This is a genomic window from Paraburkholderia sp. RL17-368-BIF-A (assembly GCF_046054045.1).
In the GTDB taxonomy this organism is placed as follows: domain Bacteria; phylum Pseudomonadota; class Gammaproteobacteria; order Burkholderiales; family Burkholderiaceae; genus Paraburkholderia; species Paraburkholderia graminis.
Window position 1 is genome coordinate 41,715 of sequence record NZ_JARESN010000002.1, and the last position, 20,446, is coordinate 62,160.

General features: G+C 62.7%; 18 protein-coding genes. 6 read left to right on the forward strand and 12 right to left on the reverse strand.

All coding sequences use genetic code 11. The annotated features are described in order from the left end of the window. The first annotated feature begins 6 nt into the window (after positions 1–6). Positions 7–789 (forward strand): substrate-binding domain-containing protein, encoded by a 783-nt coding sequence (locus P0D87_RS03275; RefSeq protein ID WP_053860738.1) that lies wholly within the window; start codon positions 7–9, stop codon positions 787–789. A 39-nt stretch (positions 790–828) separates the two neighbouring features. On the opposite strand, the gene dctA (P0D87_RS03280) is transcribed toward P0D87_RS03275, so the two are convergent. Genes dctA (P0D87_RS03280) through P0D87_RS03290 form a run of 3 tightly spaced genes read right to left on the reverse strand, consistent with a single transcriptional unit; the run spans position 829 to position 3,970 of the window. Further along, positions 829–2,130, reverse strand: a complete 1,302-nt coding sequence (gene dctA, locus P0D87_RS03280) for a C4-dicarboxylate transporter DctA (RefSeq protein WP_053859367.1) — start codon at positions 2,128–2,130, stop codon at positions 829–831. Then, the gene (locus P0D87_RS03285; RefSeq protein ID WP_006052116.1) at positions 2,127–3,056 is read right to left on the reverse strand and encodes a LysR family transcriptional regulator; all 930 of its coding nucleotides are present in this window, start codon (positions 3,054–3,056) and stop codon (positions 2,127–2,129) included. The genes dctA (P0D87_RS03280) and P0D87_RS03285 overlap by 4 nt, the downstream gene beginning before the upstream one ends. Next, on the reverse strand, positions 3,035–3,970 hold the full coding sequence (locus tag P0D87_RS03290) for a helix-turn-helix transcriptional regulator (protein ID WP_053859366.1): 936 nt from the start codon (positions 3,968–3,970) through the stop codon (positions 3,035–3,037). The genes P0D87_RS03285 and P0D87_RS03290 overlap by 22 nt, the downstream gene beginning before the upstream one ends. A 360-nt stretch (positions 3,971–4,330) precedes the next feature. Between P0D87_RS03290 and P0D87_RS03295 the strand changes: the two genes are divergently transcribed. Next, on the forward strand, positions 4,331–5,662 hold the full coding sequence (locus P0D87_RS03295; RefSeq protein ID WP_053859365.1) for an MFS transporter: 1,332 nt from the start codon (positions 4,331–4,333) through the stop codon (positions 5,660–5,662). 28 nt (positions 5,663–5,690) lie between these two features. On the opposite strand, the gene P0D87_RS03300 is transcribed toward P0D87_RS03295, so the two are convergent. Then, positions 5,691–6,653 (reverse strand): LysR family transcriptional regulator, encoded by a 963-nt coding sequence (locus P0D87_RS03300; RefSeq protein ID WP_006052120.1) that lies wholly within the window; start codon positions 6,651–6,653, stop codon positions 5,691–5,693. 119 nt (positions 6,654–6,772) lie between these two features. On the opposite strand from P0D87_RS03300, the gene P0D87_RS03305 reads away from it, so the two are divergent. The 3 genes from P0D87_RS03305 (at position 6,773) to P0D87_RS03315 (ending at position 10,358) form a co-directional block, all read left to right on the forward strand. Continuing rightward, positions 6,773–7,939, forward strand: a complete 1,167-nt coding sequence (locus tag P0D87_RS03305; protein WP_053859364.1) for a mandelate racemase/muconate lactonizing enzyme family protein — start codon at positions 6,773–6,775, stop codon at positions 7,937–7,939. 150 nt (positions 7,940–8,089) lie between these two features. Beyond that, complete coding sequence (gene dctA / locus P0D87_RS03310) at positions 8,090–9,448, forward strand: C4-dicarboxylate transporter DctA (protein ID WP_029966029.1); 1,359 nt, start codon at positions 8,090–8,092, stop codon at positions 9,446–9,448. A gap of 118 nt (positions 9,449–9,566) precedes the next feature. Next, positions 9,567–10,358 (forward strand): SDR family NAD(P)-dependent oxidoreductase, encoded by a 792-nt coding sequence (locus P0D87_RS03315; protein WP_053859363.1) that lies wholly within the window; start codon positions 9,567–9,569, stop codon positions 10,356–10,358. A gap of 66 nt (positions 10,359–10,424) precedes the next feature. Here the strand turns inward: P0D87_RS03315 and P0D87_RS03320 are convergent, their stop codons facing one another. The 3 genes from P0D87_RS03320 to P0D87_RS03330 are packed head-to-tail and all read right to left on the reverse strand — an operon-like array spanning position 10,425 to position 14,263. Continuing rightward, the gene (locus P0D87_RS03320; protein WP_053859362.1) at positions 10,425–11,483 is read right to left on the reverse strand and encodes a serine hydrolase domain-containing protein; all 1,059 of its coding nucleotides are present in this window, start codon (positions 11,481–11,483) and stop codon (positions 10,425–10,427) included. 42 nt (positions 11,484–11,525) lie between these two features. Continuing rightward, complete coding sequence (locus P0D87_RS03325) at positions 11,526–12,818, reverse strand: MFS transporter (protein ID WP_053859361.1); 1,293 nt, start codon at positions 12,816–12,818, stop codon at positions 11,526–11,528. Continuing rightward, positions 12,815–14,263 carry a M20 family metallopeptidase gene (locus tag P0D87_RS03330; RefSeq protein WP_053860737.1) on the reverse strand — a complete coding sequence of 483 codons (1,449 nt, stop codon included), beginning with the start codon at positions 14,261–14,263 and terminating at the stop codon, positions 12,815–12,817. Before P0D87_RS03330 ends, P0D87_RS03325 begins: the two co-directional genes overlap by 4 nt. Positions 14,264–14,409: 146 nt before the next feature. Here P0D87_RS03330 and P0D87_RS03335 point away from each other — a divergent pair, with 146 nt between their 5' ends. Beyond that, entirely contained in the window at positions 14,410–15,315 is a 906-nt protein-coding gene (locus P0D87_RS03335; RefSeq protein ID WP_053860736.1) for a LysR family transcriptional regulator, read from the forward strand. A 67-nt stretch (positions 15,316–15,382) separates the two neighbouring features. Here the strand turns inward: P0D87_RS03335 and P0D87_RS03340 are convergent, their stop codons facing one another. The 5 genes from P0D87_RS03340 to P0D87_RS03360 all read right to left on the reverse strand — a co-directional run bounded on the left by P0D87_RS03340 (position 15,383) and on the right by P0D87_RS03360 (position 20,443). Next, a complete protein-coding gene (locus P0D87_RS03340) occupies positions 15,383–15,715 on the reverse strand; it encodes a hypothetical protein (RefSeq protein ID WP_053859360.1) in 333 nt (110 codons plus the stop codon). Beyond that, positions 15,712–16,080, reverse strand: a complete 369-nt coding sequence (locus P0D87_RS03345) for a hypothetical protein (RefSeq protein ID WP_244231068.1) — start codon at positions 16,078–16,080, stop codon at positions 15,712–15,714. Before P0D87_RS03345 ends, P0D87_RS03340 begins: the two co-directional genes overlap by 4 nt. After that, positions 16,077–17,297: an NRAMP family divalent metal transporter gene (locus P0D87_RS03350; protein WP_053859358.1), complete on the reverse strand. Its 1,221-nt coding sequence runs from the start codon at positions 17,295–17,297 to the stop codon at positions 16,077–16,079. The genes P0D87_RS03345 and P0D87_RS03350 overlap by 4 nt, the downstream gene beginning before the upstream one ends. An 85-nt stretch (positions 17,298–17,382) precedes the next feature. Further along, on the reverse strand, positions 17,383–18,816 hold the full coding sequence (locus P0D87_RS03355; RefSeq protein ID WP_053860735.1) for an efflux transporter outer membrane subunit: 1,434 nt from the start codon (positions 18,814–18,816) through the stop codon (positions 17,383–17,385). 10 nt (positions 18,817–18,826) lie between these two features. Next, entirely contained in the window at positions 18,827–20,443 is a 1,617-nt protein-coding gene (locus tag P0D87_RS03360; protein ID WP_321175865.1) for a DHA2 family efflux MFS transporter permease subunit, read from the reverse strand. Positions 20,444–20,446 lie beyond the last annotated feature (3 nt).

Sequence of the window (20,446 nt, forward strand, 5' to 3'; positions counted from 1 at the left end):
CCGACCATGAAATCCTTCTTCCTGAAGTTGTGTACCGTGGCGTTGCTCGGCAGCGCCGCCGCTGTGACGAATGTGCAGGCCGCCGATCTGCGCGTGATGAGCTCGGGCGGCTTCACGGCCGCCTACAAAGTGCTCGGACCGCAATTCGCGGCGTCGACGGGCAATACACTCGATACCGCGTTCGGCCCGTCGATGGGCAAGTCGCCCGAAGCCATTCCGAACCGGCTCGAGCGCGGCGAGCCGGCCGACGTGGTGATCATGGTCGGCTATGCACTCGACGACCTCATCAAGCAGCGCAAGGTGATCCCCGATTCGCGCGTCGAACTCGCGGATTCGCGCATCGGCATGGTGGTGCGCGACGGCGCGCCGAAGCCCGACATCGGCTCCGAGGCGGCGCTTAAGCAAACCTTGCTGCATGCCCGGTCGATCGCTTACTCGGACAGCGCGAGCGGCGTGTATGTCGAGCGCGAACTGTTCAAGCGGCTCGGCATTGAGGAACAGATGAAGGGCAAGGCGAAGATGATCCCGAAGATCCCGGTGGCGTCGGTCGTTGCAAGCGGCGATTACGAATTGGGATTTCAGCAGGTGAGCGAGTTGCTGCCCGTGAAGGGCGCGGCGTACGTCGGCAAGATTCCGGAATCGCTGCAGTCTGTCACGCGCTTCGCGGCCGGCATTCCGGTCGGCGCGCAGCATCCGAAGGAGGCCAAAGCGCTGCTTGAGTATCTTGCGTCGCCCGCCGCGCAGCCGGAAGTGCGATCGACCGGGCTCGATTCCGTCGCCTCGCACTGACGAAGGCAACCATTCAACGCAATCATTGAAGGCAAGCACTCAGCCCGGCAGGTCGGCGGGTTGATCGAATGCTTCTTCCGGCGCGTGCGCGAGGCTCAATGCTTCTCTGAGACGCGTCCGGTCGCAGGCACGCTCCCACATTGATACGAAAATGACCGCGCACGCGTTGCTGATCACACTCGTCAGCGCGCGCGCTTCGGACATGAAGCGATCGATTCCGACCAGCAGCGCGACGCCCGCAAGCGGCAAGTCGGGAATCACGGCGAGCGTCGCGACGAGCGCGACGAGCCCGCTGCCCGATACGCCCGCCGCGCCCTTCGACGTCAGCAGCATGACGGCAAGCATCGTCGCGATCTGGCCGCCGGAGAGCGGGACATCGCAGGCTTGAGCGATGAACATCGAGGCAAGCGTCAGGTAGATCGCCGTGCCGTCCAGGTTGAACGAGTAGCCCGCCGGCAGCACGAGACCCACGATGCCCTTGTCGCAGCCGAGCGCTTCGAGCTTGACGATAAGGCGCGGCAACACCGGTTCCGTCGACGACGTCGCGAGCACGATCACGAGTTCCTCGCGAATGTAGCGCAGCAGCCTCCACAGCGAGAAGCCATGCAGCCGCGCGAGCGGACCGAGCACGCAGATCACGAACAGCAGACACGCCACGTAGAACGACAGCATCAGCATGCCGAGCGAGCCGATCGAACGAATGCCGAAGCGGCCGACCGTGAACGCCATCGCGCCGAACGCGCCGGCGGGCGCAAGCCGCATGATCATCGCGAGGATGCGGAAGAGCACGTCCGCGACACTGTCGATCATTTCCTGCACCCGCCGCCCGGCTGTTGGGCTCGCGTTCAATGCAAAGCCGAACAGAAGGGCGAGCAGCAAAACCGGCAGCACTTCGCCTTTCTCGAACGCGCCGACGAGCGTCTGCGGAATCACATGCAGCGCGAATTCGACGAGTCCGTGCGACTCGGTGCGCGCCGAATAGTGCGCGAGGATGGCCGTATCCAGATGATGCGCGTCGATGTGCATTCCCGCGCCCGGATGCAGCGCGAACGCGGTGCCGAGCCCGAGAACGAGCGCGACGATGGTCAGACAGTAGAAGAGCGCCAGCGCCTTCAGGATGGTCCGGCCGATCTTCGAGCCGCTCGCGAGCGAAGTAATGCCGGTGACGATCGTGCAGAACACGATCGGCGCGATCATCATGCGTACCAGCGCGACGAACGCATCGCTGAGCGGTTTGAGCGATGCGCCGATCTGCGGCCACACATGGCCGACGGTCATGCCGAGCGCCATGCCGAGCAGCACCTGCACGTAAAGCAGCCGCAATGGCCTGGCCAATGTCATTTCGAAGTCTTCTTGGCCGCGCGCGCCGTGCTGCTGCGTCTGGCCTCGAGAATCATCTGATGGAACTGTTGCGCGGCCGGCGCAAGCGGGCGGCCGCGGCGTTTGAGAATGCCGACGCGCCTCGTCACGACCGGATCGACGAGCGGCACGCCGGTCAAGATTGGATGATCGCGCATCGGCATCGCCATCGAAGGCACCGCGGCCACACCGAGTCCCGCTTCGATCAGGCCGAGCAGGGTGGTCACATGGCGCGTCTCGCAGACGCTCGGCACGGGCGGCGCCACGCTGGTCAACGCCTGATCTAGCAGCAGGCGGTTGCCGGATGTCTTGTCGACGGAAACGTATTCGTGTTCGTAAAGCTCGCTCCATGACACGCGCGTCTTGCGGGCCAGTGGATGATCGCGCCGGCATGCCGCGACAAACCTTTCCTGCAGCAGAACCTTGAACTCCACCTCGGGCTCCTGGCTGCCCATGAAGCTGACGCCGAAGTCGGCTTCGCCGCTGATGACCGAGCCGAGCACTTCGTTGGCGCTCGAATCGAGCAGCTTGACGCGGATGCGCGGATAGCGGGCGTGATAGGCGGCAACGACGCTCGGCAGGAAATAGTACGCAACTGACGGCACGCACGCGATGGTCACATGACCGAGGCGGCTGCTGGAAACGTCGCGGATGCCGAGCAAGGCGACGTCGAGATCGTCGAGAAGCTGTTCCGCGCTCGGCGCGAACACGCGGCCGACGGTGGTCAGCGTCACGCTGCGCGTGGTCCGCTCGAACAGCCGCACGCCGAGCGCCGCTTCGAGTTTCTCGATGCGCCGGCTCAGCGCCGGCTGCGAGATATTGACCGCCTCCGCTGCCTTGCGGAAACTGCCCAACTCCACGACGGCTCGAAACGCCTGCAAATCGTTCAGGTCGAAGTTGACGCCCAAGAGCCATCCCCCGTATTTGATTCGACGCTCGCCGTCACCAGCTCGCGCAATCCTCGATAAGCCTGCTTCAACGTCTTGCCGCTGGTGTCGTAAGCAACGTCCGCGCGTGCATAGAGTTCGGAGCGGCCGGCGAGGATGCGGCGCAGGTCGTCCATTGCTTCGCTTCGGCCTGCCATCGGCCGCAGATCGCCCTGATCGATAACACGCTGCATGTGGTCCTCGGGCGTCGCGCGCAACCAGACGGTGAAGCAGCGCGACAGAAGCAGATTGAATGTGCGCGTCTCCGATACCAGTCCACCCGGCGACGCGATGACCGCTTCCGCTTCGCGCTTCAGGACTTCTTCGAGGGCTCTGAACTCATAACGCCGATAGGCGGTCGCGCCATACAGCGCATGAACCTCGGACGGCTTGCAGCCCGCAATCCGCTCGATCTCGCGCGTGAGTTCGATAAACGGCAAACCCATTGCATCCGCGAGCATTTTGCCGAGCGTCGATTTGCCGGCGCCTCGCAAGCCGATCAATGCAATGCGCCGATAGCGGCCAGGGTCCGCGGAACGGGCGGCGAGCGACTGCCTGAGTGTTTCGAGCGCGTGCTGCAACGCAGCCGGTGGCTGATCGCGCAACAACTCCAGGATCTGCTCGCCTTCGGCCGAGCAGCTCAACGGATCGCCGACGAGCGCCGCGACTGAGCAGCCCAGCGTCTGCGCGAGTTGCGCGAGCACGAGCAGGGACACGTTGCCGCTGCCCATCTCCAGATTGGCCAGATGACGTTCGGACACGTTCGACTGATGAGCCAGATCGCGCCGCGTCATGCCTCGCCGCGCGCGCAAAAGACGGACGCGCTCACCCAGTGCGACGAGCACGGGCTCTTTGGGCGCTGCGTCGGCGGCCGCGTCGGTCGGCGATGAATTCATTCGATTCCCACGAAGGCGGACGGCTGAAGTAGCCGAGTATATCGCCGCCCGGCGGCCGTCGACGGAGCGGCCCTCCGCGAGCCCTTGCCGACCCGATGTAACGCGCTGCGCTAGTGTTAACGAGCATTATGGTGCATGTTAAATGTGCTCTATAGTGCATTCACTCGGGGGCGAGCGGGTTTGGCGATGCGGCTAACGCTGCCGCCGCGTGCATCGAACTAACGAACGGCATTACAGCCGCGCCGAAATCCCGCCAAGGGCACTTACACGAGCGGCAATCCCAATCAGGCCGCCAGCTACACCTGTTCCTGGCACGCCGTGCGCGTGCGCCTCGTTCAAGCCGGTTCAAGGAGAACCAACATGCGGCACATCGATATTCACAAGCTTGGCGACGACGCGCGCTTTACGCGTCTACATGCAATCGTGCTCGCCATGTGCACGCTGGTGATCATCTTCGACGGCTACGATCTGGCGGTCGCGGGCATCGCGTTGCCGTCGATCATGAAGGAGATGGGCATCAAGGCGACCAGCGCCGGCTTCATGGTCAGCACCGCGTTGTTCGGGATGATGTTCGGCGCGGTGATCTTCGGCACAATCGCGGATCGTATCGGCCGGCGCTGGACAATCGCTGCTTGCGTCTTGCTGTTCAGCGTCTTTACCGCGGCGGCCGGCTTCGCCAGGGACCCGGTGACGTTCGGCGCGTTTCGCTTCGTCGCCGGATTGGGTATCGGCGGCGTGATGCCCAACGTGGTCGCGCAAATGTCCGAGTACTCGCCGCGCAAAATCCGCAGCACGATGGTGACGTTGATGTTCAGCGGCTATTCGGTCGGCGGCATGCTGGCGGCGCTGCTGGGCAAAGGCTTGATCGAGCGCTTCGGCTGGCAGTCCGTGTTCATCGCCGCGGGTCTGCCGGTTCTACTGATTCCGTTCGTATTGCGAATGATGCCGGAGTCGATGGCGTTCCTGCTTCGCACGGGCCGCACCGACGCGTTGCGCTCCATCGCCGCGCGTCTCGTGCCGGATTACGTTCCGCAGGAAGGCGACCGCTTCGTTTTGTCCGATGGCGGCACGGCGCGCGCGACGCCGATCGGCAAGCTGTTCCAGGATGGACGCGCGTTCGGCACCGTCATGCTGTGGATCGCCTTCTTCATGTGCCTCTTCATGGTCTACGCGCTGAGTTCGTGGCTCGCGAAATTGATGGCGAGCGCCGGCTACACGCTCGGCTCGGCATTGACGTTCGTGCTGGTGCTGAACCTCGGCGCGATGATCGGCGCGATCGGCGGCGGGTGGCTCGCGGATCGCTTCAACATCAAGCATGTGCTGGCTTGCATGTATGCGCTCGCCGCCGTGTCGATCACGTTGCTCGGCTTCAAGATGCCGACGCCGGTACTGTTCTTCGTGGTCGGACTCGCCGGTGCGTCGACGATCGGTACGCAGATTCTCACTTACGCATATGCGGGGCAGTTTTATCCGCTGGCGATCCGATCGACGGGAATCGGCTGGGCGTCGGGGTTTGGCCGAAGCGGGGCAATTCTCGCGCCGATCATCATCGGCATTCTGATGGAAATGGCGTTGCCGCTGAAGCTGAATTTCGTCGCCATTGCCGCGCCCGCGGTGATTGCCACGATAGCCGTTCTGTTCATGGATAAAAACAGACAGAGTGTGGCCGCAGTAGAGCAAGCGACGGCGTGAGTGGCTCAGGGCGCTAGGCACGTGGCAATCATTTGCGCGCGTTTCGTTTATTCCGTTCGCGCGGTTGAACGCCTGTTTCGACCGGCGTGAACGGCGCCTGAAACCGGCTGACCAAAAAGTCGATGAAGGCGCGCGCGCGAACCGTCTGGTTCTTCTGCCGCGGGTAATAGACAAACAGATCGGCCGATGGAAGCACCGTGTTGGGCAACACGAGATTGAGTCGTCCGCTCTGCACGTACTTGGCCAGATCCCATTCGGAGCGGATCAGGATTCCGTGTCCGTCCAATGCCCAGCGAAGCACGATGTCGCCGTCGTTGCTGGACAGCGCGCCTTTTACCTTGATCGCCTCGATGTGGTCGTTGACGATATAGCGCCAGACGCCGTACGCATCGTCGTTTTGCCGATGGATGATGCAGCGGTGTTCGGCGAGATCGTCAACGCGCTCGGGCGTGCCGTACTTCTCCAGGTACTTCGGCGACGCGCAGAGAAAGCGGCGGTTGCTCATGATGCGCCGCGCGCTGAGCCGGCTGTCCGGTAGTTCGCCGAATCGTATTGCCATATCGAACGCGCCTTCGACCAGATCGACGGGACGGTCCGTTACTTCGAACTGAACTTCGACGGCCGGAAAGCGCTTCGCGAACTCCGAGACGAGCGGCGCAATCGTCGTGCGGCCAAAACCGAGCGTCGCGTTGATGCGCAAAAGACCTTGCGGGTCGCGCTTCGCTCCTGAAATCGCCTCTTCCATCTCGCGCACTTGCCCGACGATTTGCGACGCATATCGCAGATACGTTTCGCCTTCGGGCGTGAGACTCACGCTTCGTGTGGTTCGATTCACGAGGCGCACGCCGAGGCGCTGCTCGATCACGCCGAGTCGCTTCGTTGCCGCGGGCGGCGACAGATCGAGCGCTCGCGCCGCACCGGACAAGCTCCGCAGTTTCGCAAGCAGAATGAAAAACTCGAAGTCGGTGGCGGGTTGGGTGGCAGTATTCACCGAATGTGAAAAATGAAATGAATGGAAGTGCAGTTTAGCAGCGTTTCCGGCGATTAAGCTACGTCACATATTGCAATCGACGTATCCCAATCCTCTGCCAAAACTCTGGAGACTGTGCCGTGAGAATCGTTGAAATCCGCGAAAAGACCGTTCCGATCAGTTCCCCGATCCGCAACGCGTATATCGACTTCAGCAAGATGACGCTGAGTCTGGTCGCCGTCATCACCGATGTGATCCGCGACGGCAAGCCGGTGGTGGGCTACGGCTTCAATTCGAACGGCCGCTACGGCCAGGGCAAGCTGATGCGCGAGCGCTTCATTCCGCGCATTCTCGAAGCGGACCCTGCCTCTCTCGTCAACGATGCAGGCGACAACCTCGATCCGCACAAGATCTGGGCGACCATGTTCACCAACGAAAAGCCCGGCGGTCACGGCGAGCGCTCGGTTGCAATCGGCACGATCGACATGGCGATCTGGGATGCAGTGGCGAAGATCGAAGGCAAGCCGCTGTTCCAGTTGCTCGCGGACCGTTATGGCAATGGCCAGCCGGATCGCAAGATCTTCGTGTATGCGGCGGGCGGCTATTACTACCCCGGTCAGGATCACGAGAAGCTGAAAGACGAGATGCGCAGCTATATCGACCGCGGGTATACGGTCGTGAAGAAGAAGATTGGCGGCGCGTCGCTCGATGAAGACCTGCGCCGCATCGACTCGATTCTCAGCGTGCTGCAAGACGGCCAGAAACTCGCCGTCGACGCGAATGGCCGCTTCGATCTCGATACCGCGATTCAGTACGCGAAGGCGCTCTCGCAATACGACCTGTTCTGGTACGAGGAACCGGGCGATCCGCTCGACTTCGAATTGCAAGCCACGCTGCGCAACTATTACGACAACCCGATGGCAACCGGCGAAGACCTGTTCTCGATGCAGGATGCCCGCAACCTGATCCGCTACGGCGGCATGCGTCCCGACCGCGACTGGCTGCAGTTCGACTGCGCGTTGAGCTATGGCCTCGTCGAATACCTGCGCACGCTCGACATGCTGCGTCAGCACGGCTGGTCGCCGAGCCGCTGCATTCCCCACGGCGGCCATCAGATGTCGCTGAACATCGCGGCTGGACTCGGCCTCGGCGGAAACGAGTCGTATCCGGACCTGTTCCAGCCGTATGGCGGCTTCCCCGATGGCGTCAAGGTCGATAACGGCTACATCACGATGCCGGATCTGCCGGGCATTGGCTTCGAAGGTAAGTCCGATCTGATCGTCGAAATGCGCAAGCTGTCCGTATAAAACCTCGCAGTAAAAATGCACCGGCGGCGCCCGTCGGTGCACACATAAAAAATACAACGAAGGCGAAAGCGAGCCGTGGTCGCCAGGGCGGATTGCTCCGCTGTGGCCGCACGTTCTCTTTCCAGAAGACGCCAGTCACAGGAGACAGACATGCTGGTATCGAAAGGCAGGAAAATCGTCTCGAAGCTCTACGTGCAGGTTCTCATCGGCATCGTCGCCGGTATCCTCGTCGGGCACTTCTATCCGGACATTGGCTCGCAACTCAAGCCATTGGGCGATCTCTTTATCAAGCTGATCCGGATGCTGCTTGCACCGATCATCTTTGCCTCTGTCGTGGTCGGCATTGCGCGCATGAACGATCTTCATGAAGCGGGGCGAGTCGGCGTGAAGGCCGTTGTTTACTTTGAAGTTGCATCGACGATTGCGCTCTTGATTGGAATGGTGGTCGTCAATGTCATCAAGCCGGGTAGCGGAATGAACGTCGATCCGTCGCATATCGACGGCGCGGCAATCGCGACTTACACGCACGCGGCGAAGCAACACGGCATGCTCGAATTCTTCATGAGCATTGTTCCGAACAGCATTGTCGGGGCATTCGCAAACGGCGAAATGCTGCCGATCATTTTCTTCTCTGTCCTGCTCGCCATCTCGCTTGCCAAGCTCGGTCCACGGACCGCGCCGTTTGTCGACATGCTCGACATGTTCTTGCAGGGCATGTTCGGGGTGGTGCGGATCGTCATGTACGTTGCACCGATCGGTGCGTTCGGCGGCATGGCGTTCACGATCGCGAAGTACGGTATCGGCACGCTGGCGTCGTTCGGCGAACTGATGCTTTGCCTGTATCTGACGTCGATTTTCTTTGTCGTCGTCGTGCTTGGCTTCGTGATGCGGCTGTGCGGACTTTCGCTCTGGAAGTTCCTTCGCTATATCAAGGACGAAATCCTGATTACGCTTGGCACGGCGTCGACGGAAGCCGTATTGCCGCAAATGCTCATCAAGATGGAGAAGATGGGATGCTCGCGTCCGGTAGTCGGCATGGTGCTGCCGACCGGCTACACGTTCAATGCGGATGGCACTGCGATTTACCTGACGATGGCGGCGTTGTTCATCGCGCAGGCCATGAACATTCATCTGTCGATCTGGGACCAGTTGCTCGTACTCGCCGTGCTTTTGCTGACGTCAAAAGGATCGGCGGGCGTCGCCGGAGCGGGATTCGTTGCGTTGGCGGCTACGCTTGCGTCGATGCACAAGATTCCCGTCGAAGGGCTCGTATTACTGCTCGGTGTCGACCGCTTTCTCAACGAGGCGCGTGCGGTTACGAACCTGATCGGCAATGGCGTTGCTACTGTCGTGGTCGCGCGTTGGGAAGGGCAGCTCGATATGGACAGGGCGCGTGTGGTGCTGAATCGGGAGAACATCGACGAGATCGAAGACTTGCGGCCGGCCGGGCATCCGGCCGCGGAACCAGCGTCTGCGAGCGAAGCGCCGGTTGGTTCGAACGCGCATTGAGTTAGTGGAGGCGAGCGCGGATAGATAGCGAGTATGTCAATATCAGCATGACGGCATCCGGTTGTTCAACACCGGATGCCGTCATTTCTATTTCATCCACGGAAAAGGAAAATTGCTGATGGACCTGAACCTGAAAGGCAAACTCGCGCTGGTTAGCGGAAGCACGGCCGGCATCGGCCTCGCTATCGCCAGCACATTGGCGCAGGAAGGCGCTCGTGTGATCGTCAATGGCCGCTCGCAGTCGTCGGTGGATGAAGTGGTCGCTCAACTGAAAGCGGACACCGGCGGCGACGTGGTCGGATTCGCTGGCGACCTCAGCACGGCCGCCGCAGCCGACGAACTCGCGCGCCGCTATCCCGCTGTCGAAATTCTGGTCAATAACCTGGGCATCTTCGAGCCGAAGCCGTTTGAAGAGATTCCCGACGCGGACTGGCAACGTTTCTTCGACGTCAACGTGCTGAGCGGCGTACGCCTTGCCCGCCTGTATCTGCCCGCGATGAAGCAGGCGAACTGGGGGCGCATTATTTTCATTTCGAGCGAAAGCGGCGTGCAGATTCCCGCCGAAATGATCCACTACGGCGTAACGAAAACCGCGCAGCTCGCGGTCTCGCGCGGGCTGGCCGAAGCCGTCGCGGGCACCGGCATTACGGTCAATAGCGTGCTGCCGGGGCCGACCAAGTCGCGCGGCGTGGGCGAATTCGTGGAGACGCTCGCGAAGGCCGACGGCAAATCGTTCGAAGCATTCGAGAAAGAGTTCTTCGAGAAGGTGCGTCCCACATCGCTCATCAAGCGATTCGGTTCGCCGCAGGAAATCGCGTCCCTCGTCGCGTATATCGCCAGTCCGCTTGCGTCGGCCACGACCGGCGCTTCGTTGCGCGCCGATGGGGGCGTCATCAAGAGCGCGTTCTAGACGACAGATGGCCGGCACTGCGCCGGCCTCTGCGCACTTCGACTTCGCGATTCGCGGCGGAACATGTCACGCGCTGTGGACGGCATCGACCGCATCGAGCACCAGTCCAAAGAACTCGTTGGCGGCGGCCGGATTCAACCAGCGGACCACAACGGTCATGCGTCGCTCGGGTTCGATCCACGTAAAAGAACTGCCCGCGCCGACGCCGAAATAGCTCGATGCCGGCACGCTCGGAAACACGTTCCGGTCCGTATTGAGCCACACGAGATAGCCGTAGAACGGCGCGATCGCGCAAGGCGTGCGCATGCGCGCGATCCATTCTTGCGACAGAACACGGCGGCCGTTCGCCACACCTTCGTCGAGCAGCATCTGCGCGACCTTGAGCTGATCGTTCGCGCTCACCGACATGCCGCCGCCCCAATGCGTGCCGCCCGGCACCGATTGCATGCGCCGTCCGTCTATCTCGACCCATGCGTTGTCATAGCCGACCCATTGCCAGTTTTCGCTTGCGCCGGCAGGGCGCATGATGGCTTCGCGAAAGACCTCGGGCAACGGTCGACGAAACAGATGAAGCAGCGCAAGCGACAACTGGTTGATCCGCACATCGTTGTATTCCCAGTACGTGCCGGGACGCTGCAACGGACGCAAGTCGCCCTTCTTGCCATTCGGCGGCGCGGCGAAGTTAACGGCGCGATAGTGATCGGCCTGGTCGGACAAACCGAAATAGGTGCCTTGCCACTCGCTGGTTTGTTGAAGCAAATGCGCCCATGTGACGGCTGCGTTGTGCTCGTCGTCGAAACCGATGTTGGGCACGCGCAGACGCACGGGCTCGTCCACATCGGGCAGCAAGCCGCGATCGTGCGCGACGCCTGCGAGCAACGCGAGGTACATCTTCGCGACGCTGAAGGTCAGGTCCGCGCGATCGGGTTCGCCCCAGGTGGTCAGCACGCGGCCGTCGACGGCGATCGCGCCCGACACCGGCCCGCGATCGTGCACGGGTCCGAGCAAGCGATTCCACGGCGGCGGATCGTTCACATGCACACCCCACGCACCGTCGACGTGACGATCCCACAGCGACTCATGTTCAACTGCAAACTGCACGGCTCGTTGCAAATCTTCTTGCATTCCAGATTTCCTGCTATTAACGGGTTCAGCGTGATTGGACGATCAGCGCGCGTTCAGCCGCGCACGCGCCCAGACGAGTGTGCCGAGGCTGATGACAGCCGCGAGCATCAGATAAAGACCCGGCGCGAGATTGTTGCCGGTTGCCGCGATCAGCGCCGCCACGGCGAGCGGCGTGAAGCCGCCGAACACGGTAGTGCCGATGTTGTAGCCGAGCGCCATGCCGGTCGTGCGCGTGCGGGTCGGGAACAGCTCCGACATCAGCGCGGGAATCGGCGCGAAGTAAGTCGCCTTGAGCAGCGCGACCCATACGACGGCGGCGAGCAGCGTCACGAGCGACGGATGCGCGTTCATCAGCATGAAGGCCGGATAGACGGTGACGAGGAACAGCACGCCGGCGCCGAGCATGATGCGCGTGCGGCCCACTTTGTCGGACCAGTGACCGACTATCGGCGTGAGCACCATCATGATGAAGCCGGCCAGCAAGGTCGCGACGAAACCCGCCCACGGCGCGAGGCCCAGTTGACGCGACGCATACGTCGGCATGTAAAGCAGCATGTAGTTGGCCGTGGTGGTCAGCACGAGCGCGCCGATCGACACGAGCACGCGCGACTTCTGCGTGGCCAGCAGTTCACGCACGGGCGAGGCGGCTTTTTCGGCGCGCTCGAATTCGGGCGTTTCGTCGATGCGTCGACGGATATAAAGCCCGACCGGACCGATTAGCATCCCGAATAAAAACGGAATGCGCCAACCCCAGCCTTCGAGTTGATCCTGTGTCAGCGTACTTGTCAGCACGGCGCCGAACGCGGACGCGAGCAGCGTGCTTGCGCCCTGGCTTGAGAACTGCCAGCTTGCCATGAAGCCTTTGCGCTGAGGCGCATGCTCGATCAGAAACGCCGTCGAACTGCCGAACTCGCCGCCGGCCGAAAAGCCTTGCAGAAGCCGTGACGCGAAGATGCCGATCGGCGCGAGCACGCCGATCGCCGCATACGGCGGCATCAGCGCGACGAGCCCGGTGCCGAGCGTCATCAACGCGATGGAGAGCGTCAGCGATGCCTTGCGGCCCTTGCGGTCGCTGAACGAGCCGAGCACGAGCGCGCCGACAGGCCGCGCCAGATACGACAGCGCGAAGGTGCCGAGCGTCAGCAGAAGCGACACGGTTTTGTCGTGAGCCGGAAAGAACAGGCGCGATAGAACCGTGGCGAAATAGCCGTACACGACGAGGTCGTAAAACTCGAGCGCGTTGCCGATGGACGTCGCGAGAATCAGACGCGACAGGTGCGCGTTCGATGCAGGCGCCGCGATCGTGCCGGCTGCGGTGGCGGTATCGGTGCTCATGACGGTTGTCCTTGTGCAACGTTTCGTGGAAGTTGCGATGCACCGGCTTTCGCGCGATGAGGCGCGTCGGCATCCCGCGCGCCGAGGTCCCAGAAAAGGCCGGCCATCATGCCGAGTCCTTCGCGCACCACCGGACCGAGCAGATGCTCGTCGGGCGCATGTTGCGAGCAGCCCGGATACGAATGCGGAATCCACAGCGTGGGCATGCCGAGTACGTCGGCGAACGCGTCGTTGGGCAAGGTGCCGCCGAGATTCGGCAGCAGCACGGGCTCGACGCCGGTCGTTTGCCGCAGCGAGCGCAACGCCCACTGCACCCACGGATCGAGAGGATCGACGCGCGTTGCGGGCATGCCGCGTTCGACATCGATATCCACCATGCTGAAGCCGTTCTCGTCGAGATGCCGCCGCAGGATTTGTTCGAGGTTTTCCCAATCGGTGCCGACCACGAAGCGGATCTGCATGTATGCGAACGCGTGCGGCGGAATCGCATTGACCGGCTTCTCGGGATTACCCGTACGGAATGCGAGCACCTCGAGATTGTTCCAGCCGAACACGCGCTCAGTCGGCGTGAGGCCAGGCTCGCCGTAGTCGGCATCGACTTCCGGCTCGCCCGGATTGCCGCCTACAGCGATGTCGGCGAGCGCCTGGCGAACCGCGTCGGGCACGGGCGGCGGGCGCAAGCCTTCAACGAGGATGCGGCCGTTCGCGTCGACCATCGACGCAATCGCGTTCGAGAGCACGACCGCGGGATTGCGCAGCAAGCCGCCCCAGTTGCCCGAATGATGGCCGCCGTCGCGCAGCTTCACGTCGAGGCGGAAGTTCACGAGGCCGCGCGAGCCGAGGAAAATCGTCGGACGTTGTGCGGCGAGGCGAGGGCCGTCCGAGGCGATCAGCACGTCGGCGGCCAGTTCGTCGCGCAACTGCGCGCAAACCGCGTGCAGTCCCGGCGAACCCACTTCCTCGCCGGTTTCGAACAGCACTTTCAGATTGAAGCCGGGCTTGCCGCCGCGCGCGCGGAGCACCGCTTGCAGCGCCGCCAGGTTGATGCTGTGCTGGCCCTTGTTGTCAGCGGTGCCGCGGCCGTACCAGCGTTCGCCTTCGATCGTCACGCGCCACGGTCCCAGGCCCTCGCGCCACTGCGCGTCGTAGCCGCGCACCACGTCGCCGTGGCCGTAGGTCAGCACGGTCGGCAAGCCGTCGCCCTCGTGGCGGTGCCCCACCAGAAACGGCCCGGCGCCCGCAGCGGGATTGTCGACGATGCGGCAGGTGAAGCCCATTTGCGTCAGCGTCGGCGTGATTTCGTCGCGCAGATAAGCGTGCAGGCGCGCGCCGCTGTCGGCTTCCTGGCTTTCCGTGCGAAGCGCGACGCGGCGCTGCAGGTCGTCGAGAAAACGGCCGGAGTCGTACTGATCCGTGGCCTCGTGGATTGCGGTGTCGCGTGTCAACATGGTTCTCCAATGGCGCAATGGCGCGCCGCGGCGCTAACGGTTGATAAGGCGTTATCTGCAATCCTGGCGTGGACGATATTTGTGGACAATTACAATATTTGGCACCGATCGTTGCCGAAACGGCAAAGGGCAGCTCGACCGATATGGACAACACCGCACTGCGTTATTTTCTGGAGGTGGCTCGCAGCGGTTCGCTCAGCCAGGCATCGACGCGGCTGTATGTGGCCGTGTCCGCGCTGAGCCGGCAGATCGCGAAGCTTGAGGAAGAGGTGGGCGCGGCGCTTTTCGAGCGGCGTCCGCGCGGCATGGTATTGAGCGATGCCGGGCGTTTGCTGGCCGAACACGCGCAGCGCAGCCTGCTCGACGCCGAGCGCGTGACCGAAGAAATTCGCGGGCTGACCAACGGCGGACGCGCGACGATTCGCGTCGCCAGTTCCGAAGGCGTCGCGCCGCATTTCTTGCCGCAGGTGTTCGCGCGCTTTCTGAAGACGCATCCCGCGACGCATTTCCAGCTCGACGTGGCGGCGCCGTCGGCCGCGACGCAGCGTGTGCGCGAAGGCACCGCCGACATCGCCGTGTGCTTCAGCATCGCGCCCGAGAAGGACATCAACGTGGTGTACTCGCAGCGCGCGCCGATCTTTGCGCTTCTGCGGCGCGATCATCCTCTTTGCAAGCACGACTCGGTGACGCTCGCGGATCTTCTGCAGTGGCCGTTCGCGATCAACAATACGGGCGTGACGATCCGTCAGCTATTCGACATTGCATGCAGCCTCGAAGGGCTCGTGTTCGATCCCGTGTTCGTGAGCAACTATCACCCGGCGCTGCAAAGCTTCGTGCGCCAAACGGATGCGGTGACGTTGACCGGGCTGCTGACGGTACGCAGCCGGCTCGCCGCGGACGGCCTCGCCGCGCTGCCGATTCGCAACCCTGCATTGCATCAACGCACGCTTCAGATTCAGACGATGGCAGGCCGATCGTTGCCGGTCGCGATGCAGGCGTTTCTTCAGTTGCTGACGGGAGCGATTGACGACCCGCAACTGGTCGACTGACTTGCGCCGTTCGATGCCTCGTCGAGTTGACGTGACGTTCCTTCGGACACTTCAACGCAACACGGCTTCACGCCCGGCCGTCATCTGTGTGCGCGTGCTTCCTGAGTTGAGCTTCGTCGCAAATCAGCCGCGGATGTCGCGGATCACTAAGGTCCATCTGGTCCCACGCAAGCCGATGGCGGCGCGACTGATTCCTGCGATGGACCACTTCACGCAGCCACTGCGGCAATAATCCCACCGCGAGACGCTCAAGCAACGCATCGGGGCCGATGTGGAATTCGCTGATGAATAGCGAGTCTCCGTTGCGTGCGAGATGGATTGCTTCTATATGTCCGAGTCGCTTGCCATCGCGAGAGCGCACTTCGCGACCGAGCACAAGCTCGATGTTGAGTTGTGTCATCGCCGAGCCCCCGGAATGCGCCCGACAATATGTTCGCGCAACCAGTTCTGCCGCCTGCCAAGCGGCGTATCGGCCACGTCGGCGTCCACGCCGATATCGATCTCGATGCGGCGCACGCGATTCCATGGAATGCGGTACGGCTCGCCGTTCTGTGGGCCGCCGATACGGATCATGAGACGCGTGACCCAGGCCGCGGCACTCTTGCCGATGCGTCGCCCTATGGTTATCGGGCCGGTCTCGAGCGCAATCACCTCGGGCGGCCGGCCGTGGCGCAGCTCAACGACGATTCCATCGACGCGGCCCATCTTCGCGCCGTGCCGATCCACCAGTTGTTTGTCGAGTATGTCTCGCACGAGATCCATCATGTGCCTCCGGCTATCTGCAGCGGCAGCGTGACGATTGCCAGCACGAAGCTCAGCGCGACGATCGCCGTGACTACCGCATTGGAGAACGCGCCGTTGCGATGACGTCCGACATAACTCTCGTCGTTCATCAGCACGAGAAACGGAACGACCGTGAGCGGCAGGCTAAACGCGCTCAGCGCCATCGAGAATACCGTCAGTTTCAGCGGATCGGCGCCCGCGGCAATCGGGATCGCGCTGATTGCGAGCGCGCAGGTGTACACGAGGCTAAACCCTGGGTCGTCGCGCGGCTTGCGATTTTTGCCCCAGTTCCAGCCGAAACCTTGCGCGACGAAGTACGCCTGCTCGAGCGCCATTTCCAGCGTCGCGCCGAAGCACGCGAAAGCGAGCGACGCGATGAACAGCACGAAGCCCCAGAAGCCGAACACCGCGACGAGCGTCAGCGGCAACTGCTGATAATCGTCGACGCGCGTGATGCCGTGCGCCGGAAAAACGACGGCGGCCGCAATCAGAACAGCCAGTGAAATCCCGCCGCCGAAGGCCATGCCCAAACCGGCAATCGCCCGATTCGCGCCGAGATAGCCGCGGTCCCAGTGATCCTCGATAGCGCCTGACGAATAGAACAGGTACAGCGAAGGCGTGATCGACGCACCGAGAATGCTGACCACCGTGAACCAGTAGTTCGCGGGATCGTGATGCGGCGCGCTGGGCACGAGACCGCGTGCCACCTGATGCCAGTCGGGCTTGAGCACAATAGCCGCGGCGACAAAGCTTAATGTGACGAGGCCGAGCAGCGAGGTTCCTTTTTCGATCACGCCGAATGTGCTGCGCCACAAGACACACCACGCAAGCAATGCAACGGGAAACGCCCACCACGGATGCTTGATGCCGGTCGCCATCTCGAGCGCGACGCTGACGCCGCCGATTTCCGCCGACATAACCAGCGCGTTGACGAGGACGACCGCGATGAGCGGCAACAGGAAGAACTTCACGCCGAAGCGGTCGCGAATGCCGTCGGCGATCGTATGCCGGCTCACCGCGGAGAAACGGCCCGCCATCTCGGTGAGAAAGACGAGGCACACGGTGCCGACGAGGATGGCCCAGCCGGGCTGAAAGCGAAACGCGGCACCGCCTTGTACGGCTGTCGCCAGCGAGCCCATCTCCAGAAAGCCGCCGACGCCGGTCACGACGCCGAGGCAGATTTCGAGCAGTTTTTTCATCACCCGGCCCGGCAGGAACTCAGCCGTCGTGCAGCATGATTTGTTCCCGGCGTGATGACTTTACGTAGGCGAAAGCATCGGCCGATCAGTTGTTTGCCGACACGGTCGCGACTGCGTCATGCACATCCCAGCCGCCGCCAAGCGACCGATACAACGAGACGGCCGAAAGCGCATGCTCGCGTTTGGCCTGGTTCAACGACTCCGCGTCACGCAGATACGCCTCCTGCGCGGCGAGCACATCCAGGAAGCTCGACGCGCCGCCCTTATAGAGTTCGCTCGATAAACGCAGCGCCTGGTTCGACGCATCCAGCGCACCGCCAAGGCGTTGCACCTGCACTGCGCCGTTGACGAGATCGCTGCGGTTGTCCTCGATCTCCTTCAGCGCTTGCAGCATGGTCTGCTGCAATGCGAGCTGCGATTCGCGCATGCGGCTTTCGCTCGCATCGATATTCGCGGTGATGCGGCCCGCGTTGAAGATCGGACTCGTCGCGTTCAACGCGGCACTGAACAGGTTGTCGGTGAGCGTCGGCAAGCCGAGGTAAGAGGAGGCCAGCAGGCCGTCGGCGAGATTGAGGCGGAACTGCGGATAGCGCTGCGCTTTCGACACGCCGACTTCCGCGGCGCGCTGTTCGACCGTCGCGTAGGCGGTGCGTACGTCCGGCCGCTGCAACAACGCTTCCGAAGGCAAGGTCTGCGGCGCGCTTTGCGTGGGCACCGGAATCTCGCGTGCGCTCGCGAGCACCAGCGTATCGACGCTCTCTGGCGTGCGCCCCGAATACACCGCGATCAAACTCAATTGATGCTGCACCGCCGATTGCACGCGCGGAATCTGCGCCCGCAAATCCTCAAGCTGATTCTGCGCGCGCGCCACGTCGAGTTGCGTCGACAGCCCGTAGCGCAGGCGCTGTTGCGTGAGCTTCAGCGCGCGGGCGCGGATCGTCTCGTTGTCGCTGAGAATCTGCAACTGCGCTTGCGCCCAGCGCAGATCGATATAGGCTGCGGCGGTATTCGCCGCGAGCGCGAGGCGCACTTCGTTCAATGCCGACTGCCGTCCCGAAACTTGCGCCTGAGTGGCCAGCACGGCGAGACGTTCGCCGCCGAACACGTCGGGCGTCCAGCTCGCCGTCAAGCCGACCCCGGCCTCGCGCACATAGCCGAGGGGCGGCGGCGTGTTTTGGCGCGAGTTCGACGCGGTGGCGCTCGCGTTGAGTTCAGGCAGCAGCGCCGCGCGATTCTGCTTCGCCAGGTCTTGCGCCTGCCTGACGCGCTCCACTGCCGCCTGCACATCGAGGTTGCCGGTCAACGCGGATTCGACCAGTTGATGCATGACCGGGTCGCCGAATTGGGCCCACCATGCGTTGGCGCTCACGGCGTCTTGCGGCGCATCGACATTCCACGCGGCAGGTGCGACGGTCTTCACGGTGAGCGGCAAATCCGCATGCTTTTCCGGTTGCACCGCGCACGCCGCGAGCGTCAGCAACGCGGCGCTCGCCAGTACTTTGACAAAGTTCGGTTTCATGTCGAATTCCTTAATGGGCATCGGGCGGCGGCGCTGCATTACCGAACGGCCGCGATAACAGCACGCTCAACAGCCCGACCACGAAACACAGCGACAACGCGAAGAAAGTGTCGGAGAACGTAAGCACAAGCGCTTCGCGCATCAGCAGCGCGTGCAGTTGCGCGAGTCCGGCGTTGGCCGCGTTCAGCGCGTTGCCGCCGACTGCCGCGAAATGCGCGGTCTGCTGCTGCAACACCGATTGGACGACGGGGCGCCCCGCGTTCAGATGTTCATCGAGCCGCTCGTAGTGCAGGTTCAGGCGGTCGTTCAGCATCGTGCTGCTCACCGCAATGCCGATCGCGCCGCCGAGGTTGCGCATCAGATTAAAGAGGCCGCTAGCGGAACGAAGCCTCGACATCGGCAACGAACCGAGCGCCATCGTCACAATCGGCGGAATACAGAACTGCTGGCCGATGCCGCGTAACGCCTGCGGGATCAGCAACTCACGCCAGCCCCATTGACTGGTCAACGGCACATACAGATAACAGCCGAGGCCGAACAGCACGAGACCGATCACCAGCAGAATCCGCATGTCGACGAAGCGCGCGACGACCGAGTACACCGCCATCGCGGCCAACTGAAAACAGCCGACCGATAGCAAGGCCACGCCGATCTGCAGCGAATCGAAACCACGCACACGCGACAGGAACACGGGCGTCAGAAACACCGCGCAGAAAATGCCGATGCCGGTAATGAACGACAGCAGACTGCCGATGCCGAAGTTGCGGATGGCCAACGCGCGCAGATCGACGATCGGCTCTTTGGCGGTGAACGCATGCACGATGAACAGAAAGCCGCAAATCGCCGTGATCCACGTACACGTCACGATTACGTCGTCGCCGAACCAGTTCTTGCGCGGCCCTTCCTCGAGCACGTATTCGAGGCACGCCAGAAAGCCTGACATCAAAAGGATGCCGAAGTAATCTCCCTTCTTCAGCAGCGACAGGTCGGCGTTGTCGAAGTGCACATATTTCGGCACCAGCAGCGCGACGGCGACACCCGGCACCAGGTTCAGATAGAACAGCCAGTGCCACGACCATTGCGACGTAATCCAGCCGCCGATCACTGGGCCGATGGTCGGCGCGAGCGTGGCGAGCGCGCTGATCGTGGTCGATGCAATCAGCCGCTGCTTGCCGGGAAACAGCACGAACGCCGTGGTGAACACGGTCGGAATCATCGCGGCGCCGAGCGCGCCTTGCAGGCCGCGAAACAGGATCATCGAGTTGATGTCCCACGCGAGGCCGCACAACATGCTCGCAATGGTGAAGCCGAGCGCGGAAAACGCGAACACCCAGCGCGTGGAAAACACACGCGTCAGCCAGCCGGACATGGGAATCACCACGATTTCGGCGATCAGATACGACGTCTGCACCCACGAGAGTTCGTCCTGACTCGCGGACAAGCCGCCGCCGATGTCCTTCAGCGACGACGCAACGATCTGGATGTCGAGCGTTGCCATGAAAAAGCCGACGCACATCAGCGTGAAGGCGAGGACTTTGATTCGCGTCGGCAGGTCGGCGGGATTGGCGGGGGCGGCGGGCGTGGCGGGGGTGGCAGGGCCGGCGGAGTTGGCGAGAGCTTGCGTCATGAT

What these genes read in the sequence shown, in the direction of transcription:
- P0D87_RS03320 (WP_053859362.1), bottom strand. Translation starts at nt 11,483, where the DNA reads ATGCAAGAAGATTTGCAACGAGCCGTGCAGTTTGCAGTTGAACATGAG.
- P0D87_RS03295 (WP_053859365.1), top strand. Translation starts at nt 4,331, where the DNA reads ATGCGGCACATCGATATTCACAAGCTTGGCGACGACGCGCGCTTTACG.
- P0D87_RS03340 (WP_053859360.1), bottom strand. Translation starts at nt 15,715, where the DNA reads ATGACACAACTCAACATCGAGCTTGTGCTCGGTCGCGAAGTGCGCTCT.
- P0D87_RS03350 (WP_053859358.1), bottom strand. Translation starts at nt 17,297, where the DNA reads ATGAAAAAACTGCTCGAAATCTGCCTCGGCGTCGTGACCGGCGTCGGC.
- P0D87_RS03345 (WP_244231068.1), bottom strand. Translation starts at nt 16,080, where the DNA reads ATGATGGATCTCGTGCGAGACATACTCGACAAACAACTGGTGGATCGG.
- P0D87_RS03335 (WP_053860736.1), top strand. Translation starts at nt 14,410, where the DNA reads ATGGACAACACCGCACTGCGTTATTTTCTGGAGGTGGCTCGCAGCGGT.
- P0D87_RS03325 (WP_053859361.1), bottom strand. Translation starts at nt 12,818, where the DNA reads ATGAGCACCGATACCGCCACCGCAGCCGGCACGATCGCGGCGCCTGCA.
- dctA (WP_053859367.1), bottom strand. Translation starts at nt 2,130, where the DNA reads ATGACATTGGCCAGGCCATTGCGGCTGCTTTACGTGCAGGTGCTGCTC.
- P0D87_RS03315 (WP_053859363.1), top strand. Translation starts at nt 9,567, where the DNA reads ATGGACCTGAACCTGAAAGGCAAACTCGCGCTGGTTAGCGGAAGCACG.
- dctA (WP_029966029.1), top strand. Translation starts at nt 8,090, where the DNA reads ATGCTGGTATCGAAAGGCAGGAAAATCGTCTCGAAGCTCTACGTGCAG.
- P0D87_RS03290 (WP_053859366.1), bottom strand. Translation starts at nt 3,970, where the DNA reads ATGAATTCATCGCCGACCGACGCGGCCGCCGACGCAGCGCCCAAAGAG.
- P0D87_RS03275 (WP_053860738.1), top strand. Translation starts at nt 7, where the DNA reads ATGAAATCCTTCTTCCTGAAGTTGTGTACCGTGGCGTTGCTCGGCAGC.
- P0D87_RS03355 (WP_053860735.1), bottom strand. Translation starts at nt 18,816, where the DNA reads ATGAAACCGAACTTTGTCAAAGTACTGGCGAGCGCCGCGTTGCTGACG.
- P0D87_RS03360 (WP_321175865.1), bottom strand. Translation starts at nt 20,443, where the DNA reads ATGACGCAAGCTCTCGCCAACTCCGCCGGCCCTGCCACCCCCGCCACG.